Below are 18,677 nucleotides of genomic sequence, written 5' to 3'. Positions count from 1 at the left end.
GTGTTAGTCGATTCCCATTGCCATTTAGATAGACTGGAGCAAACTCCAGAGCAATTGCAAGAAACCATCCGTTTTGCCCAAGGTCGGGGAATTGAACACTTTTTGTGTGTAAGCGTGTCAGTGCGAGAGTTCCAGCAAATGCTCAATACAGTCGAGGCTTACGACTGTGTTTCTGTATCTTGTGGTGTGCATCCCTTGCATCAAGAAGATGCTTGCTCCTACGAGGAATTATTGGAAGCGGCAAAGCATAAAAGAGTCGTGGCTATTGGTGAAACAGGCTTAGATTATTTCTACAGCAACGAAACTAAAGCCGTGCAACAAACTTCCTTTATCGATCATATTCGTGCCGCAAATACACTCAATAAGCCGTTAATTATTCATACGCGCGATGCTCGGCAGGACACGTTAGATCTATTAAAACAGCACAAAGCTGAGTCGACCAATGGCGTATTGCATTGTTTTACTGAGTCTTGGGAGATGGCGAAAGCCGCCATTGATATGGGATTCTACATTTCGATATCCGGTATTATTACTTTCAACAGCGCCAATGAATTACGCAGTGTTGTAAAACAAGTCCCGCTAGACCGTTTGCTAGTTGAAACCGACTCTCCCTGGCTTGCACCTGTGCCACATCGTGGCAAGCAGAATCAACCGGGATATGTGCTCGAAGTGGCAGAATATATTGCCAAATTAAAAGGCGTGAGCTTCCCAGAATTGGCTGAAATTACTACCCGTAACTTCTACCGTTTATTCCCCTTAGCAAAAGCAATTACACCTTAATCTCGACCGGAGAAAATACATGTCGCAAAGCAATAACGCTTTGTGCGCCAACACTTTGTTGATGGTGCCGCCAAGCTGTTTCAAATTTAACACTGAAACGGGGGCTGATAATGAATTTCAACATCACCTCAATATGACCGATGCTGAACTACAGAAACGCGCCACGCAGGAATTTGACAACATGGTGGCAAGATTGCGTAAATTCGGCGCTAATGTGTTGGTTTTTGACGACCCCCAAGACAACACTCCTGATGCAGTGTTTCCCAATAATTGGTTTAGCACCGATGGTAACGGTAATGTATACATTTACCCAATGGTGTGTGAAAACCGCCAACGCGAAGTCAAGCCCGAAGCCCTCGTTAAATTCTTGGAAGAGCATCAATATCAGGTGAAAAATATCATTGATGTGAGAAGTTTAGCGGTAGATAAAGCCAAACTCGAAGGCACGGGAGCGATGGTGTTCGACCACAGGAACAACAGTATTTATGCTGCTATTTCACAACGTTGCAATCAAGTATTACTAGAGCAATGTGCACAACGATTACAAGTAAATGAAGTGCTGGCGTTTGATACACTTTTGGCCTCGGGTCAGCCCGTTTATCATACCAATGTGATGCTAAGCGTGGGTGACGATTACGCCATTGTTTGCGCCGAAAGCATTGTGTCTGAGCACAGACAACAAGTGTTAGAGTCGCTAAAAGACAAACGCATTATAGAGATTAGCCTTGAGCAACTTACCGCATTTTGTGGCAATGTACTGCAAATCTGCAACGCCGATGGCAAAAAAGCCTTGGTGATGTCGCAAACCGCCTTTGATGCATTCACCCACGAACAAAAAGAAACGCTCGCTAAAAGCGGAGATTTGCTAGCCATTGATGTGCCTACGATAGAGGCCGTTGGCGGTGGCAGTGTACGCTGTATGCTTGCTGAGATATTCCTGCCTTAGCTATCTTTGGGAAATTTACGCATGACCTTTCCTAAATCAATAGCACATCGAAAGAGGCTGCAATACAAAAAATGACCTGAAATAAAAAGCCCAGAACCTATAAGTTACTGGGCTTTTCCTATTTTTAAAGTGTGTATGCCTTAAAAACGATGTATTCAAATCACTTTAATAGCGCCATTTGATTAAGGAACCGTGACGATTTTACAGCCGTTGGTTGCGCCAATGGTTTCCATTTCATCGCCGTAGGTCATGATGAACTGATCACCAGACTCAATCACACCTTTGCTTTTTAAGCATTCAATGACCTGATTTTTCAGGGTGCCCGGCTGGCATTCTGTTGAGTTAAAGTAAACTGGTTTAACGCCACGGAACAACGCCATAATATTCAATGACTCATGATGCCGAGATAATGCATAAATAGGTAAAGACGTTGTAATACGCGACATTAACCTTGCTGTGCCACCGCTCTCGGTTAACGCAACAATGGCTTTTACCGTAGATAAATGGTTTGCCGCGTAAACCGCAGAAAGGGCTGTGGTTTCACTAATGCTGCTGAATTGCTCACTCACACGATGTTTTGAAATACGAACAGAGGGGTGGGTTTCTGCGCCAACACAAACACGAGCCATTGCCGCCACCGTTTCTACTGGATATTCACCCGCCGCGGTTTCGGCAGATAACATCACTGCGTCGGTACCATCAAGCACGGCGTTTGCAACATCCATGACCTCTGCGCGTGTTGGCATTGGGCTGGAAATCATCGATTCCATCATTTGCGTTGCAGTAATTACCACTTTATTCAGTTGGCGAGAGCGAGAAATCAGTTTTTTCTGTACTCCAACTAACTCTGCGTCACCAATTTCCACGCCTAAATCACCACGCGCTACCATTACTGCGTCGCTTGCTTCAATAATGTCATCCATGGCTTCGTCCGATGCGACCGCTTCTGCGCGCTCAACTTTGGCGCAGATTTTTGCAAAGCAACCCGCTTCTTCTGCAAGCTTTCGAGCATAGCGCAAATCTTCCCCGCTACGAGGGAAAGAAACCGCTAAATAGTCGACGCCAATTTGAGCAGCGACCTTAATATCTTCTTTGTCTTTTTCAGTGAGAGCATCTGCGGACAAACCGCCACCTAGGCGGTTAATGCCTTTATTGTTAGAAAGTTTACCGCCCACAACCACTTCAGTCTCAACCTTGGCGCCATTCACATCCGTTACTTTAAGTTGAATGCGTCCGTCATCTAACAATAATAAATCACCAGCAGAGACATCGTTTGGCAAAGCCTTGTAGTCAATGCCCACCACTTCTTGGTTGCCAGCGTTTTTATCTAACTCGGCATCGAGCGTGAATTTGTCACCAATATTTAAGTGAATTGGACCATCAGCGAATTTTGCAACGCGGATTTTAGGACCTTGTAAATCACCTAAAATAGCGACGCATTTACCTAATGAGGCGGCGGCTTCTCTTACGCGATTAGCACGTTGAATATGGTCTTCTGCGCTACCGTGAGAGAAGTTCATTCTAACGGTGTCAGCACCTGCTTCTAATATTGCTTTGATGCGTTCAATGGTATCTGTGGCAGGACCTAGTGTGGCAAGGATCTTGGTTCTTCTTAGCATAATTTTCTTCTGCTTTATGAGTCGGTGACAGGCTTGTAAAATGTCAATTTATTACATTGAAGGGTAAGTTAATGCGACCTTGTTTCATTAAAAGCGCTCAATTTACCCTGATAAAAAACATTTAAATGTAATTTAATTACAAAATCCTAGCTGAAAAAGGCGCTAAAGTGAAATCAAATAACAATTTTTAAACAAACTTTCAAAATTCCACTGTAATTTTTGACAGACACTTAAGAGCGGCCGATACCTTTTGTGTAACGAGAGTCGCGCAGTGAGTCTTTTACTCGCTTTAAATTCTCTCGGAACTTGCTTCCACGGCGCAGAGTAAAGCCTGTTGCTAGGATATCAATCAGCGTGAGTTGCGCAATACGTGAAGCCATAGGCATATACATGTCGGTGTCTTCAGGCACTTCCAAACCGAGCACTAAAGTACACTCTTGAGCGAGAGGGCTATTTTTAGATGTAATGCCGACCACCGTGGCATCGTTGCCTTTAGCAATCTGGGCAATTTCCACCAAGCTCTTGGTACGACCAGTGTATGAAATAAGAACAACGACATCGCCTTCTGCACTGTTCATACAACTCATACGCTGCATTAACACATCTTCAAAATAGACGACAGGTACGTTAAAGCGGAAAAATTTGTTGACAGCATCATGGGCAACGGAGGCTGAAGCGCCTAAACCAAAGAACGAAATTTTCTTGGCTTGCGTTAGCAGGTCAACCACGCGATTGATCGCGAGAGGGTCGACCGATTGACGTGCTACTTCTAACGCGGCCATAGTCGACTCGAAAATTTTGTTGGTGTATTCGTCTGGACCGTCATTTTCTTCTACGTGACGGTTGACGTATGGTGTTCCATTCGCGAGGCTTTGTGCCAGATGTAGTTTGAAATCTGGATAACCCTTGGTATCAAGTCGACGACAAAAACGATTGACCGTAGGTTCACTAACGTCCGACATTTTGGCGAGGGTTGCAATGCTTGAGTGGATTGCGGTTTGTGGGTTGGCGAGGATAACTTCAGCAACCTTACGTTCGGATTTACTGAATGCGCCTTTACTTTGGGCGATCTTTTCTAGAATGTTCATGCGATCTACAAATTCTGCTTTTATAATACGGGGCGAATAGATGTAATTTTATAACATAAATTTGTGAAAATGTTACATGAAAATGCCTGACAGTGTTCGAAGCTGTGGCCGGAAAAAAGAGATAAAGTTGTAAAATTACTACAAATGATATTTAATATTGGCCTAAATTCGGCCTTTATAGTGATTTGTTTAGTAAAATTACTGCGTTTTTCTTCTTTTGTATGTAATTTAATTAGAAGGTAACAATCTATGGTACCCATTAACGCGCTTGAACCCTGTGACTTCGTTCTTTTTGGCACAAAAGGGGACTTGGCTCGTCGTAAACTCTTACCCTCTTTATACCAGCTTGAGAAAGTGGGCTTACTTCATGAAGGCTCAAAGATTATTGGTGTCGCTAGGCATGAGCACACAGTAGAAGAATTTACTGAACAAGTCGAAAACAATCTTAATCAGTTTGGTGGTGAAGAAATCTGCCCTGATACTTGGTCAAGACTAAAGGCCAAACTTGACTATGTGCAAATCGACATGCAGGAGATGGAGAGTTACAAAGCCCTGCTTTCTCACGTCGACCAAACTCGCATCATGGTGTGTTACTTAGCAACGCCGCCGAGTATTTACGGCGATATTTGCCGTGGTCTGCACACGGTTGGGGCAATTGATTCGTCTGTGCGGGTTGTGCTGGAAAAACCGATTGGTCATGACTTAGCATCGTCACAAGTAATTAATGACCAAGTTGCTGAATTCTTTGAAGAAAAGCAAATTTATCGAATTGACCATTACCTCGGCAAAGAAACCGTTTTGAACTTGGTCGCGCTTCGTTTTGCGAACTCTATTTTTTCCACAAATTGGGATCATAATTGCATCGACCACGTTCAAATTACTGTTGCTGAGTCGGTCGGTATTGAAGGACGTTGGGGATATTTCGACGATGCAGGCCAAATGCGCGACATGGTGCAAAACCATTTGCTGCAAATCCTAACCTTGATTGCAATGGAGCCGCCAGCGAGTTTGGATGCCGATAGCATTCGTGATGAAAAACTAAAAGTGCTTAAAGCGCTTCGTCCGATTACCGCTGAAAATGTGCGTCAAAATACCGTTCGAGGCCAGTACACATCAGGCTTTGTAAAAGGTGAGGAAGTTCCCGGATACCTAGAAGAAGAGGGAGCAAATAAAGAAAGTATCACCGAATCGTTTGTTGCCCTGAAAGTAGAACTGGATAATTGGCGTTGGGCAGGCGTGCCTTTTTATCTGCGCACTGGTAAACGCATGCCAACCAAGGTAAGTGAGGTCGTTATCTACTTCAAACGTCAGCCCCATAACCTTTTTACCGACAGCTTTAGTTCGTTGCCGCCGAATAAGTTGAAAATCCGTTTGCAGCCAGATGAAGGCGTACAAATTACCGTTATGAATAAAGTACCGGGTTTAGGCGGCGCAAGTGCTATGAACTTGCAAAAATCAGAACTTAACTTGAGCTTTTCTGAAGCCTTTAAAGAAGAGCGAATTCCAGATGCTTACGAAAAGTTGCTACTCGAAGTGATGTTGGGCGACCAGTCTTTATTTGTTCGTCGTGATGAAGTGGAACAGGCATGGAATTGGGTTGATGGTATTTTCGCCGCGTGGGACGCCGTAAAGGAAGAGCCTGATGGTTACGCAGCCGGTTCATGGGGACCAACCTCTTCCATTGCCATGTTAGCGCGCGAAGATCGTAGCTGGTACGACAGCACATCAAAACCCAAATCCAAGTAGAGGACGTCATGCAAGCACACCTTTTCGAATCGAAAGACGCATTAAATCACGCCTTCGCCGAGCGCCTTGTGGCGATTCTATCGCAAGGCATCGCTGAAAATGGGCGCGCTAGCCTGCTCGTGTCGGGTGGTCGTACGCCTTTACCGCTGTTTAAACAATTATCGGAAACCAATATTGACTGGAGCAAGGTTGATATTTCGCTCGTTGATGAGCGTTGGGTTGATGAAACCGATGAGGCAAGTAACACGCGCTTGGTGAAAGAAAATTTGTTGCAAGGTTACGCAGCAAGTGCCAATTTTGTTGAAATTAAAACGTCACATGCACAAGCAGAAGAGGCGGTTGCAACTTGCACCGAACAATTAGCCTCGATGCAAACGCCATTTGATGCCCTGATTCTTGGCATGGGAGAAGATGGTCATACGGCGTCACTGTTCCCTTGTTCTGAACAAGTTCAAGCCGGACTAGATTTAAATACACAAGCTGATTACATCGCTGTGCAACCAACTACTGCACCCCATCAACGCATGTCACTCACGCTCAAGCGCATTTTGGCCAGCAAACATATCTTTTTGCATCTAACAGGAGACAGCAAAAAGGCGGTTTTGGATGAAGCATTAGCTGGAGATGATGCACTGCAAATGCCAATTCGAGCAGTATTAAACAATGCTGACGTGCAGCTCATGTGGGCGCCATAGGAGAATCGAATGAATTCAACTATTCAAGAAGTAACACAACGCATTATTGAACGTAGCAAAGACTCTCGCGCTGCGTATCTCGCCAAGGTTGATAAGGCGCGTCGTCAAGGACCGCATCGCGGCGTGTTATCTTGCGGAAACTTAGCTCATGGTTTTGCGGCATGTAATGCCTCGGACAAAAACGCATTAACCAACATGGTTAAGTCCAACATTGCCATTGTGTCTTCCTACAACGATATGTTGTCGGCACATCAGCCTTATGAAGCGTATCCACAGCAAATTAAAGAGGCGATTGCATCAGTAGGCGGTGTAGCCCAGTTTGCGGGTGGTGTTCCCGCAATGTGTGACGGGGTGACGCAAGGGAATCCGGGTATGGATTTAAGCTTGATGAGCCGTGATATTATTGCTCAAGCGGCGGCTATTGCGCTATCTCACAACATGTTTGATGGCACATTAATGCTGGGTATTTGCGATAAGATCGTGCCGGGATTGTTAATGGGCGCATTAAGTTTTGGGCATTTGCCTACGGTCTTTGTGCCAGCGGGGCCAATGCCATCAGGGATCCCTAACAAAGAAAAGGCTCGTGTGCGCCAAGCTTATGCAGAAGGGAAAGTAGGCCGAGAAGAACTGCTTGAGGCAGAATCTAAATCTTATCACTCGGCAGGGACCTGTACCTTTTACGGCACAGCCAACAGTAATCAGCTAATTGTTGAGATTATGGGGTTACATTTGCCGGGCGCATCTTTCATTAACCCCGGTACAGAATTACGCCACGCGCTAACCGATGCCGCCGCGAAGCAAGTAACTCGTTTAACGGATTTAGGCACCGAATACACACCCATTTCCAAAATCGTTGATGCTAAATCGATTGTTAATGGATTGGTTGGTTTATTGGCGACAGGTGGTTCCACAAACCACACCATGCACATGATTGCGGTTGCCAGAGCGGCAGGGTATTACCTAACGTGGGACGATTTTTCCGACATTTCTAAATCAGTGCCATTGCTGACACGCATTTATCCAAACGGTTCAGCCGACATTAACCACTTCAATGCCGCTGGCGGTATGGCATTGCTATTTAAAATGTTGTTAGAAGCAGGCTTGTTACATAACGATGTCACCACGATTTGCGGTCAAGGCTTGGAAAAATACACCCAAGAGCCGGCGTTAGAAGATGGTCAGTTAGTGTGGAAAACAGGACCAACAGAAAGTTTCGACAAAGAAGTTGTCGCAAGCGTGGAAACACCATTTAAGCCAGACGGCGGTCTTTCTGTACTTAGCGGAAACTTGGGGCGCGGCGTCATCAAAACATCGGCAATGCGTGAAGGCACAAGCACGATTACGGCACCAGCCGTGGTATTTGAAGATCAGTTTGAATTGGATGCGGCGTTTAAATCTGGCGATTTAGATAAAGACTGCATCGTGGTTGTGCGTTTCCAAGGGCCTAAAGCCATTGGCATGCCAGAGCTTCACAGACTCACACCACCACTGGGCGTACTTCAAGATAAAGGTTACAAAGTGGCTCTGGTCACAGATGGTCGTATGTCTGGTGCCTCGGGTAAAGTGCCGGCTGCGATTCATGTGACACCAGAGGCTTACGATGGCGGCATGCTAGCGCGTGTACAAAATGGTGACATGATAGAGCTAGATGCGGCAACAGGGGCGTTAAATCTGTTGATAAGCGATGAAGAGCTTAATGCGCGTCAACCGAAACAAGCCAATCTTGAAAATCACCAAGAAGGCATGGGGCGCGAACTCTTTACGGGGACGCGAGGCTTGTTAACAGGAGCTGAAGAAGGCGCATGTTCATTGTTTGCGAGTCAGGAGCAAGTGCTGTGATGGGACGTTTTGTAGCGGATGTGGGCGGAACGAATATTCGTTTGGCACAAGAAACCAATGGTCGGATTTCTCACATCAAAAAGTATTTATGTAAAGACTATGCCACCATTCAAGAGGTGATTTTAGCTTACTTTGCTGAATTTCCAGATGTCACCTTTAAGGCGGGTTGTATTGGTATTGCGTGTCCGACTAACACCGATACCATCAAAATGACCAACCATCATTGGGCATTTTCAGTTAAAGCGCTAACCCAAGGTTTGTCGCTTGATTGGCTACAAGTCATCAATGATTACACCGCTGTTTCAATGTCGTTACCAGTTTTAGGTGAAGATCAAAAACACCAAATTGGCTCTGGCACAGCCGATCCAACTGGGCATATTGCGGTATTTGGTCCCGGTACGGGGTTAGGTGTAGGCCATCTAATTCACACACCAGTGGGATGGCAATCGATTCCCGGAGAGGGTGGTCACGTCGACTTTGCCCCCGTAGACGCAATCGACATGGCTATTTTAACCTTTTTACAAAAGCGCTACGAACGAGTGTCCGCTGAGCAACTGCTTTCCGGTAACGGCCTATTGCAAATTTACCAAGCCATTGCCGATATGAATGGTGTTGCAGTAAGTTGCGAGGAACCTGCGCAAGTAACAGAAAATGCCTTATCTGGTGCATGTGAAATTTGTGTGAAAGCACTGAATCAGTTCTGCGCCATTATGGGCTCTTTTGCCGGTAATTTGGCACTTAATATGGGAACGTCTGGCGGCATTTACATTGCTGGCGGAATCGTTTCCCGGTTCATTCCATTTTTGGAACAAAGTGACTTTAGAGCACGCTATTTAGCAAAAGGGCGCTTTAAAGAATATGTGTCCGTCATTCCAACTTATGTGATTACAGAGCCTGACCACGGTTTGCTTGGCGCGGCGGCTTATCTGGAACAGCATTACAAGGGGTAATTATGCAAAACAAAAACTGGCTGCATTCAGCAGAAGACATTTTCTCACAAGGCCCCGTGGTTCCTGTTTTAGTGGTGAAGGATGTGGATACTGCTGTGCCAATGGCGAAAGCCTTGGTCGAAGGTGGTATAAAAGTGCTGGAGGTGACATTACGTACACCTGCGGCTATGGACGTGATTTCTGTGATTGCCAAAGAAGTGCCAGAAGCGATAGTGGGAGCGGGTACCGTGACTAACGCTGAACAGCTAGAGCAAGTGCAAGCCGCAGGCGCACAATTTGCTATTAGTCCGGGCATGACCAAAGAGCTATTAATCGCGGGTAACGAGGGCAAAATTGCTTTGATCCCGGGGATTGCCTCTATTTCTGAGTTAATGGAAGGCATTGATTTAGGTTACGATCATTTCAAATTCTTCCCGGCTGAAGCGTCTGGTGGTGCTAAAGCCATTAAATCGATTGGTGGGCCCTTCCCAGACGTTAAATTCTGCCCAACGGGTGGCATCGATATAAACAATTATTTGTCTTACCTTGCATTACCAAATGTAAAGTGCGTAGGTGGGTCATGGTTGGTGCCAGAAGATGCTTTGAAATCTGGCGACTATGCTCGTATTACCCAGCTTGCTAAAGAGGCTATCGCAGGCGCAACAACCTAGTTTTTGTTGTATCAATTCATCTCTTTTTACAAAAGCTCCTATATTGGAGCTTTTTTATTGTCCCAAATCTGACACCGCCATTGCCCCGCAATAAATGTTAAATTTTTGTTGACTGAATTCTTTTCGCGCATTAGCATCTAATGTAAGCGTTTACATTTTGCTTTCATTTAGAGCAAAATGTTAGTGAAATGGTCACACTTTCATTTGGTTGCCTTGATCAATGAAAACAATATTTGAATATTTCGGGTTGAAGACTTCGCATTGTTAATAAGATGATTCAAGACTACATTCAATAATTGACGTGACTATCTACACCTTGTAACCATTTGAATTAGCGTTGGTTACAAGTCATTGACACCTTTGGATTGGTTGAGGTTATTGTGTACACAAGAAAAAAGAATGTTGGATTTCAGAAGAAGCCGTTAGCTGTTGTTATTCCCATGTTAATGGGTGTTGCTTTTACAGTTTCTGCACAAGCGCAGGACGCACAGGAGGCTAACAATAACGGTTTACAAGATGATGTTGAAGTGATCAGTGTTTCCGGTATTCGGGGCAGTTTGATCAAATCAATGGAAGTTAAACGCGACTACAAAGGTGTCATGGAAGCCATATCTGCCGAAGATATGGGGAAATTCCCAGATACCAACCTTGCTGAGTCTTTACAACGTGTGACTGGTGTTTCAATTGATCGCCAAAACGGTGAAGGTAGCAAGGTAACGGTGCGTGGTTTTGGACCCGACTTCAACTTGGTTACGTTGAACGGACGCCAAATGCCTGCGTCGAATTTAGAAGCGACCTCTGCGTCTTCTTCTCGTTCTTATGACTTCTCAAACATTGCCTCCGAAGGGGTCGCTGGCGTTGAAATATACAAAACCGGTAAAGCGCATATTGCTACAGGCGGTTTAGGCTCAACCATTAACATCACCACCACCAAACCACTACAAGCGCCGGGTTTAAAAGCTACGTTCGGTGTAAAAGGGGTTTACGATTCATCGAGCGATAAAGACAGAGACATCACACCTGAGTTGTCTGGTTTGTATAGTAATACCTTCGATGACGAGAAATTTGGTGTGGCTATTTCAGGCAGTTATCAAAAGCGTGACAGCGGCAACCAACAAGCCAATGTCGGCACAGGCTGGCGCTCATTTCCGGGTATTACCGACCAAAATTATGATGCGGGAACCGGTGATTGGGGTGGTATTCCAAGCGGCCCAGATTCTGGTCATATCAACCGTCCAACAGAAGATTCCATTTACTCTGTACCGCAAAGCTTAGGGTATCGCTTTGAAGAAGTACAAAGAACCCGTATTAATGGTCAATTGACGTTACAATATCGCCCAATTGATACCTTAACCACCACGCTTGATTATACTTATGCAGAAAACCAAGTTGATACCCAGTTCAACGATTTGTCTGCATGGTTTAACTTCGGCCCTTCAACGGGTGAATGGACGGACGGCCCAATTGCGTCGCCGCTAGTTTATAGCGAAGATACGTCTGCAAACCCTGCGGATATTGCGATGGGCGCGGGGGACTACGCCACGATAAATGAAAATAAATCGGTAGGCTTTAATGTTGAATGGCAAGCGAATGATGCCCTAACGCTTGAGTTTGATTTTCACTCTTCCTCGGCTGAATCTCGCCCAGACAGCGAATTTGGTAGTAACAACATCTTAAGTACTGCGGCATTTGTTCGTGCAAGTACAACCGCGTATTTTGGTGAGAAATTTCCGGTTCTAGAAATAGGTTATCCTGAAGGGGGTTCGCTGCGTCCAGAAGATATGCGCGTGACCGGCTCTTCATTCCGTCATTCCATGATGCGTAGTGAAATTGACCAATTCCAAATTAACGGTGAGTACGTATTCGAACACGACTTTTTCCGCAGTATCGACTTTGGTGCAAGCTTTGTTGATTCTAAAAACCGCTCTGCATTCTCCAATGTGCAACGTGATACTTGGGGTGGCGTAGGTGTTGAAGGTGATTTCGACAACAGCTTCTGGCCTGCGGCAACGGTAAGTGATCGTTTTGATTTACCGGGAAGTGACAACGATTTGCTTCAAAATGAATTCTTCATGTTTGATTTCCACAATGTAAGAGATCGCGCAGAAGAGTTATACCCAGTAGAAGGGTTAGGTGATTGTGGAACAGGTTTCTGTACCTCATCCATTCTTGATACCGACCGTCGTGTAGAAGAAGAAGCCAAAGCGGTTTATTTACAATTGCACATGGAAACAGAGTGGGATGACCGTCCAATTAACTTAGTCGTTGGTGCGCGTTATGAAGAAACAGATATAGAATCTCGCGCTTTGGTGCCTACCTATAGCGGGATTGGTTGGGTGTCCGCCAACGAATTTAATCTTGTTGCTACCGGTGATCAGGATTTCACTCAGTTAGAAGGTGAATACGACAACTTCCTACCTAACATCGATTTCGATATTGAAATTTATGAAGACGTCATTTTCCGTGCGTCTTACAGCAAAACCATTGCCCGTCCAAGCTATGCCGACATCCAAGGTGGCCTAACGGTTAACACCTTAGTGCGTATTGATGGCGGTACAGGCTCTCGTGGTAATCCAAATTTGAAACCGTTTGAGTCTGATAACATCGATTTAACCCTCGAGTGGTATTACAACGAAGATAGTTACCTCGCCGTAGGATATTACGAAAAAGATGTGAAGAATTTCATCGGTACATCCATTGTTGAAGAAACTGTGTTTAACCTCGCGCACCCTGCAAATGGTCCTCGTTATCAAGAAGCGTTGGCAGCAGTGGGCAACGATGTGGTTGCTATCCGCGAATACATTATTGCCAATTATCCAGATACCGTTGATGGCGACACTATCTTCGGTATTGATGGCGAAGATGGCGCAGCAGTATTCGACATCACCGTGCCAGTTAACCAACGCGAAGCAAAAATCGACGGTTGGGAAATTGCCTTGCAGCATGTATTTGGTGAAACCGGGTTCGGTGCCATTCTCAACGCCACATTTGTTGATGGCGATATCAGTTACGACAACTTCAGCCTAGAGCAACAATTCGCACTATTAGGCTTAAGTGACTCTGCCAACATTATCGGCTTCTATGAAAAAGATGGCTGGCAAATTCGTGTGGCTTACAACTGGCGTGATGACTTCCTGAATTCAACGAATCAAGGAACCGGTTCGCACCCAACCTACATCGAAGATTACGGTCAATGGGATGCCACCATCAGCTATGATTACGACGAGCATTTAACCTTCTTCTTCGAAGGCTTGAATTTGACGGATGAGTACACAAGAAGTTATGGTCGTGCAGAAGAGCAAGTTCTTAACGTGACTCAAACTGGACCACGTTATCATTTAGGAATGCGTTATAAGTTCTAATGCTTTCATGAGTAATCAACAACACGCCACGCAGGTTGTGGTGGTCGGTGGCGGCACGGCAGGCTGGTTAACAGCCTGTTTGTTACGTGCCTGCCCACGTCTTAATATCCATGTCACCCTCGTTGAATCACCCAATATCCCTAGTATTGGTGTTGGCGAGGGAACATGGCCTTCCATGCGCCAAACGCTACATAAAATTGGTTTGAGCGAAGCTGAATTCCTCAAGCAATGTGATGCCGCTTTCAAACAAGGATCTCGTTTTGATGCGTGGCGAACCGGTCAAGAAAACGATCGCTACTATCATCCATTCACCTTGCCAGAAGGCTATCCTCATCTGGATTTATCCCAATATTGGTTGCCTTATCAACAAGAGGTTAGTTTTGCTAATGCTGTTAGTGCGCAGGCCCGCGTTAGCGATATGCAGCGTGCGCCGAAAGCCTTGCAGGCAGGCGAAAACAGCACGGCTTTAAATTACGGGTACCATCTTGATGCCGGAAAATTTGCTAGTTTGTTGCAGACTCATGGCACCGCTAAATTAGGTGTGAACCATGTACTTGCCACCATCGATTCGGTAATTGGTGATAGCAGCGCGCCTATTCAAGCCATTGTGACGGACAGCGGCGAGCGTTTTGAAGCCGATTTATTCATTGATTGCACCGGGTTTTCTGGTCGGCTAATTGAGCAGCATTACCACATTCCGTGGCAAAGCATCGAAAGCACACAAATTAATAATCGCGCGCTAGCACTGCAAATACCTTACGAAAATGCACATTCGCCTATTGCCTCAGCTACGCTTTCAACCGCACATAGTCAAGGTTGGACATGGGACATAGGCTTGCAAAATCGACGTGGAATAGGCCTGGTATATTCCAGTCACTTTACCTCTGATGATGAGGCCGAACAGTGTTTACGCCAGCATGTTGAAAACAGCACGCAGGGCAGTGGCGCTTTTTTGAAACAGTTGGAAAAAATAGAGGCGAAAGCCATCGCGTATCAACCCGGAGTGCGTACACAGTTTTGGCATCATAACTGCGTTGCGATAGGGTTATCGGCCGGATTTTTAGAGCCGCTGGAAGCTTCTGCCATTGCGCTAATTGAAAGTGCCGTGAATTTTATCAGTGACAACATCACGCCGGATGTGCAAGCCAATGCTGTCGTCGCTAAGCGCTTTAATAGCACCATGCACTATCATTGGTCTAAAATCATCGATTTTATTAAACTGCATTATGTACTTTCATCACGCAGAGACAGCGACTACTGGCGAGCGCAAACAGCAATAGAAACCTGTTCCGACTGGCTACAAGACAATTTGCAATTATGGGCACAAAGCGGGCCGAATTTGCACGATGTACCCATGATGATGGAAATGTTTCCTGCCGCCAGTTGGCGCTATATTTGGTACGGCATGCAGCAAGAAAAGCTAGCTTTACCTATGGATAATGCTGCCAATGCGGCACAATTGGCCATGCAGGTAGAGGCTGAACGCTGTTTTAAACAAGTTGCCAACCAAACACGACACTTATTACAGTCACTGCCAACGCACAGAGAATGGCTTAAGCAGTTAGCGCTGCGTTGAGTTGGTGATAATTATTCCGGCAACTAAGGTTGCAATTAAATACGAGAACAAGAATGACAAACACGGTGCTTTTAACCCCAGATGAGCATAAACAAATTAAAATCGACACGCGTCATGGTAGCCAGTTAGGCGCCGAGTATGGCGACAGCGTGAATGCTTGCTTGAGTTTTGTTGGCGAATTTCGAACAGTGCAGGCGCATTACCCCATTGTTTTCCAGCGCGATGGACAATCAGGGCTGTTTCATCCAGTTGTGGTTTTGGGGTTTGAAATAGGGGAAAACTTGTTTTTGCAAGAGTCACATTGGGATGCGCCATATATCCCCGCATTAATTGCCAGACAACCCTTTTCAATTGGGTTTAAATCCACTCCCGATAGCGACGAAAAGCAGCGCGTCGTTCATATAGATTTAGACAACCCTCGGGTGAGCCAAGAGCAAGGCGAACCGTTGTTTATGGATTTAGGCGAACAAAGTCCGTATTTGCAAAAAATGGCGAGTTTGCTTGAAAGCATTCACTTGGGCATGGAGCAAAATAAAGCCTTCTCAGCGGCATTGATTGAGCTCGAATTGGTGGAAAGCTTTTCTGCGGAAATTGAATTGAACGATGGTACAACGCATCAGCTTCTAGGTTATTACACTATCAACGAAGAAAAATTGTACAAACTCAGCGCTGAAAAGCTTGCTGAACTGAACGAAAAGGGCTTTTTGTCGGCGGTATATATGATGTTGGCGTCGCTATCGCAGTTTTCTAATCTTATTGCCAGAAAAAACGCGACTTTGCTCAAGGCGTAACAATGTAAAGGATTAAAGGCTTACAAAGCATTATTTAGATTGGACAACAAGCCAAGCTGGAGAAACTATGACGATTGACTGGTTATTGAATGCGCCCAATGTGCAAGAAGTTGACGCCAGTGATTTCAACGACGTGTTTTTACAATTGAACGAGCAAACCCAGCCTCTAGTTATTCGTGGTTTGGTGTCGCATTGGCCTGTGGTTAAATTAGCGCAATCGGGCGATGTGGCGTTGCTCGATTACCTAGCGGGCTTTGGTACTGATGAGCCTGTGACCGTGTATCGAGCGGGGCCGGAAGCACAAGGACGAATTTTCTATGATGACGGTTTTCAGGGCGGTAATTTCCAAGCTGCTTTCAAAGGTTTATTCGATGTGTTGTCTTTGGTTTTGCAAGAAAGCAAAGCAAAAACCGGCACAACGTATTACCTAGGCTCTACCTTGCTGGATCAATTCTTGCCGGGTTTTCGAGCGCAAAACGATTTACCGACACAGTTAGAAAACTTCGAACCCCTTGTTAGCTTATGGTTAGGCAACAAAAGCCGCATTGCCGCGCATTACGACTTTCCACAAAATTTGGCGTGTTGCATTTCTGGTAAACGCCGTTTTACCTTATTTGCACCAGAGTTAGTGGATGCGCTCTATCCCGGCCCAATTGAAATTACCCCAGCAGGGCAACCGATTAGTTTGGTGGACTTCTACCACCCGGATTTAACGCGTTACCCCAAATTTGAACAGGCGATGCAACAGGCCATTGTCGCCGAACTTGCTCCGGGCGATGCGTTATTTTTGCCAAGTATGTGGTGGCATCATGTTGAGAGTTTGTCCGGCATTAATACTCTTATTAACTATTGGTGGCGAAATACGCCAGCTTATATGGGCTCGCCATCAGATGTGTTAACCCATGCGTTATTAGGGCTGAAGTCGTTGCCTTCCTCACAAAAGCAAGCATGGAAGGCGTTATTCAATTATTACCTGTTCGATGATGCCGATAAACCCGAAGCAGAGAAAACGGCGGCGTACCAACCTGAGCCGATGCAAACCGGTTTAACATGGCAAAAAGAAGGATTGTCGGCGGAGCAAGCGCGAAAACTGCAACTACGCTTGCACAATCGATTAAGAATTAAGTAAAGAGGCGAATTAACAATGCAAAATCATGTCAAACATGTGGTTATTGCTGGTGGTGGCACCGCAGGATGGATGACAGCGGCATCGCTCTCAAAACTATTAGGTAAGGCCATTAAAGTCACTTTGGTTGAATCGGAAGAAATTGGCACGGTTGGCGTTGGTGAAGCCACCATTCCACCATTGCTAACCCTGCATAAGTTGTTGAGTATCAACGAACAAGAATTTATGCGTGAAACCAATGCCACGTTTAAGCTCGGCATTAAATTCGAAAATTGGCGAGACATTGACCAAGACTACATTCACTCTTTTGGCATCACGGGGCAAGACACATGGGCTGCTGGTTTCCAGCACTTTTGGCTAAAAGGGCAGCAGCTTAATATCAGCAAACCCTTTGGTGACTATTGCCCTGAGTTGGTCGCTGCGCAACAAAATCGTTTTGCCGTATTGCCCTCTAACGGCATTAACTATGCTTATCATTTAGACGCCAGCGCTTACGCTAAGTTCTTGCGAAAAATGGCAGAAACCAACGGCGCAACTCGCGTGGAAGGTAAAATTAAGCAAGTGTGTTTGCATTCTGAAAACGGTTTTATTGATGCCTTAACGTTGGAATCTGGGCAGCGTATTGAAGGCGACTTCTTTATTGATTGTACCGGCTTTCGCGCTTTACTGATTGAAGATGCAATGCATGTGGGCTACGACGACTGGACACACTGGCTCCCTTGCGATAGCGCCTTGGCGGTGCAAACCGAAATGCAAGGTGAGCCTGTGCCTTACACCCGTTCTATTGCCCATGATTATGGCTGGCAGTGGCAAATTCCGTTGCAGCACCGTATGGGGAATGGCCTAGTGTATTGTCGTCGTTATATCGACGATGACAACGCCCAAGAAACCCTACTCAATAACTTAAAAGGCGAGCCAATTACCACACCGCGCTTAATTCGTTTTCGTACCGGCCAGCGCCGTGAACATTGGCATAAAAACTGTTTAGCCATCGGCTTGTCGAGCGGCTTCTTAGAACCGCTTGAATCCACCAGTATTCACTTGATTCAGCGCAGTATTATTCGATTCATGCAGTTGTTCCCTTATCATGGTGTGGAACACGCCAGCGTGAACGAATTCAATCAGCAAACCGAACATGAAGTGCTCAATATTCGCGACTTCATCATTCTGCATTACTACGTAACTGAACGAAAAGATTCCCCGTTTTGGCGCTATTGTCGCAACATGTCGATACCAGACTCCCTAAAACATCGCATTGAACTGTTCAAAGAAAGCGGTCGCGTGTTCAAAGTGCCTAACGAACTGTTCGCAGAAAACTCATGGATTCAAGTCATGCTAGGGCAGGGCTTAACACCAGAAGCGTACCACCCGATTGTGGATACCATGTCCGATGACGACCTCAATCAATTCTTGCAACAAATTGAAGCCCGCGTGAGAAAAGCCGTTTCGCAATTGCCAAGTCATAGCGATTTTCTGAAGCATCATTGTGGGGGGTAGTTGGTTCAACAT

At 45.6% G+C, this 18,677-nt stretch carries 14 protein-coding genes; 12 read left to right on the top strand and 2 right to left on the bottom strand.

All coding sequences use genetic code 11. From position 1 onward, the window contains the following. A complete protein-coding gene (locus tag HJG39_RS01310) occupies positions 1-780 on the top strand; it encodes a TatD family hydrolase (RefSeq protein WP_268405862.1) in 780 nt (259 codons plus the stop codon). 19 nt (positions 781-799) lie between these two features. Further along, entirely contained in the window at positions 800-1,726 is a 927-nt protein-coding gene (gene ctlX, locus HJG39_RS01305) for a citrulline utilization hydrolase CtlX (protein ID WP_268405859.1), read from the top strand. Between the two features lie 182 nt (positions 1,727-1,908). Here the strand turns inward: ctlX and pyk are convergent, their stop codons facing one another. Together pyk and HJG39_RS01295 are read right to left on the bottom strand one after the other, a co-directional pair. Further along, complete coding sequence (gene pyk / locus HJG39_RS01300) at positions 1,909-3,345, bottom strand: pyruvate kinase (protein WP_268405856.1); 1,437 nt, start codon at positions 3,343-3,345, stop codon at positions 1,909-1,911. A 230-nt stretch (positions 3,346-3,575) separates the two neighbouring features. Next, on the bottom strand, positions 3,576-4,433 hold the full coding sequence (locus HJG39_RS01295) for a MurR/RpiR family transcriptional regulator (RefSeq protein ID WP_268405853.1): 858 nt from the start codon (positions 4,431-4,433) through the stop codon (positions 3,576-3,578). A 249-nt stretch (positions 4,434-4,682) separates the two neighbouring features. Here HJG39_RS01295 and zwf point away from each other — a divergent pair, with 249 nt between their 5' ends. The 10 genes from zwf to HJG39_RS01245 all read left to right on the top strand — a co-directional run bounded on the left by zwf (position 4,683) and on the right by HJG39_RS01245 (position 18,665). Then, the gene (gene zwf, locus HJG39_RS01290) at positions 4,683-6,179 is read left to right on the top strand and encodes a glucose-6-phosphate dehydrogenase (RefSeq protein ID WP_268405850.1); all 1,497 of its coding nucleotides are present in this window, start codon (positions 4,683-4,685) and stop codon (positions 6,177-6,179) included. An 8-nt stretch (positions 6,180-6,187) separates the two neighbouring features. After that, positions 6,188-6,874: a 6-phosphogluconolactonase gene (gene pgl, locus HJG39_RS01285; protein WP_268405848.1), complete on the top strand. Its 687-nt coding sequence runs from the start codon at positions 6,188-6,190 to the stop codon at positions 6,872-6,874. A gap of 9 nt (positions 6,875-6,883) precedes the next feature. Then, on the top strand, positions 6,884-8,713 hold the full coding sequence (edd, locus tag HJG39_RS01280) for a phosphogluconate dehydratase (RefSeq protein ID WP_268405845.1): 1,830 nt from the start codon (positions 6,884-6,886) through the stop codon (positions 8,711-8,713). Beyond that, positions 8,677-9,663: a glucokinase gene (locus HJG39_RS01275; RefSeq protein ID WP_442780987.1), complete on the top strand. Its 987-nt coding sequence runs from the start codon at positions 8,677-8,679 to the stop codon at positions 9,661-9,663. The genes edd and HJG39_RS01275 overlap by 37 nt, the downstream gene beginning before the upstream one ends. Before the next feature lie 2 nt (positions 9,664-9,665). Beyond that, positions 9,666-10,313, top strand: coding sequence for a bifunctional 4-hydroxy-2-oxoglutarate aldolase/2-dehydro-3-deoxy-phosphogluconate aldolase (locus HJG39_RS01270; RefSeq protein WP_268405843.1), 648 nt, complete (start codon positions 9,666-9,668; stop codon positions 10,311-10,313). A 440-nt stretch (positions 10,314-10,753) separates the two neighbouring features. Next, positions 10,754-13,675 carry a TonB-dependent receptor gene (locus HJG39_RS01265; protein ID WP_442780989.1) on the top strand — a complete coding sequence of 974 codons (2,922 nt, stop codon included), beginning with the start codon at positions 10,754-10,756 and terminating at the stop codon, positions 13,673-13,675. A 7-nt stretch (positions 13,676-13,682) separates the two neighbouring features. Further along, positions 13,683-15,251, top strand: coding sequence for a tryptophan halogenase family protein (locus tag HJG39_RS01260; protein WP_268405837.1), 1,569 nt, complete (start codon positions 13,683-13,685; stop codon positions 15,249-15,251). Between the two features lie 53 nt (positions 15,252-15,304). Beyond that, a complete protein-coding gene (locus tag HJG39_RS01255) occupies positions 15,305-16,042 on the top strand; it encodes a SapC family protein (RefSeq protein ID WP_268405833.1) in 738 nt (245 codons plus the stop codon). Between the two features lie 67 nt (positions 16,043-16,109). Then, positions 16,110-17,171, top strand: a complete 1,062-nt coding sequence (locus HJG39_RS01250) for a cupin-like domain-containing protein (protein WP_268405831.1) — start codon at positions 16,110-16,112, stop codon at positions 17,169-17,171. A gap of 15 nt (positions 17,172-17,186) precedes the next feature. Next, a complete protein-coding gene (locus tag HJG39_RS01245; RefSeq protein WP_268405828.1) occupies positions 17,187-18,665 on the top strand; it encodes a tryptophan halogenase family protein in 1,479 nt (492 codons plus the stop codon). Positions 18,666-18,677: the final 12 nt, after the last annotated feature.

The sequence above is a fragment of the Alteromonas sp. a30 genome, assembly GCF_026788005.1.
Taxonomy (GTDB): Bacteria; Pseudomonadota; Gammaproteobacteria; order Enterobacterales; family Alteromonadaceae; genus Paraneptunicella.
The sequence above is the reverse complement of the archived record's forward strand: the minus strand, read 5'-3'. Positions and strand labels throughout refer to the sequence as shown.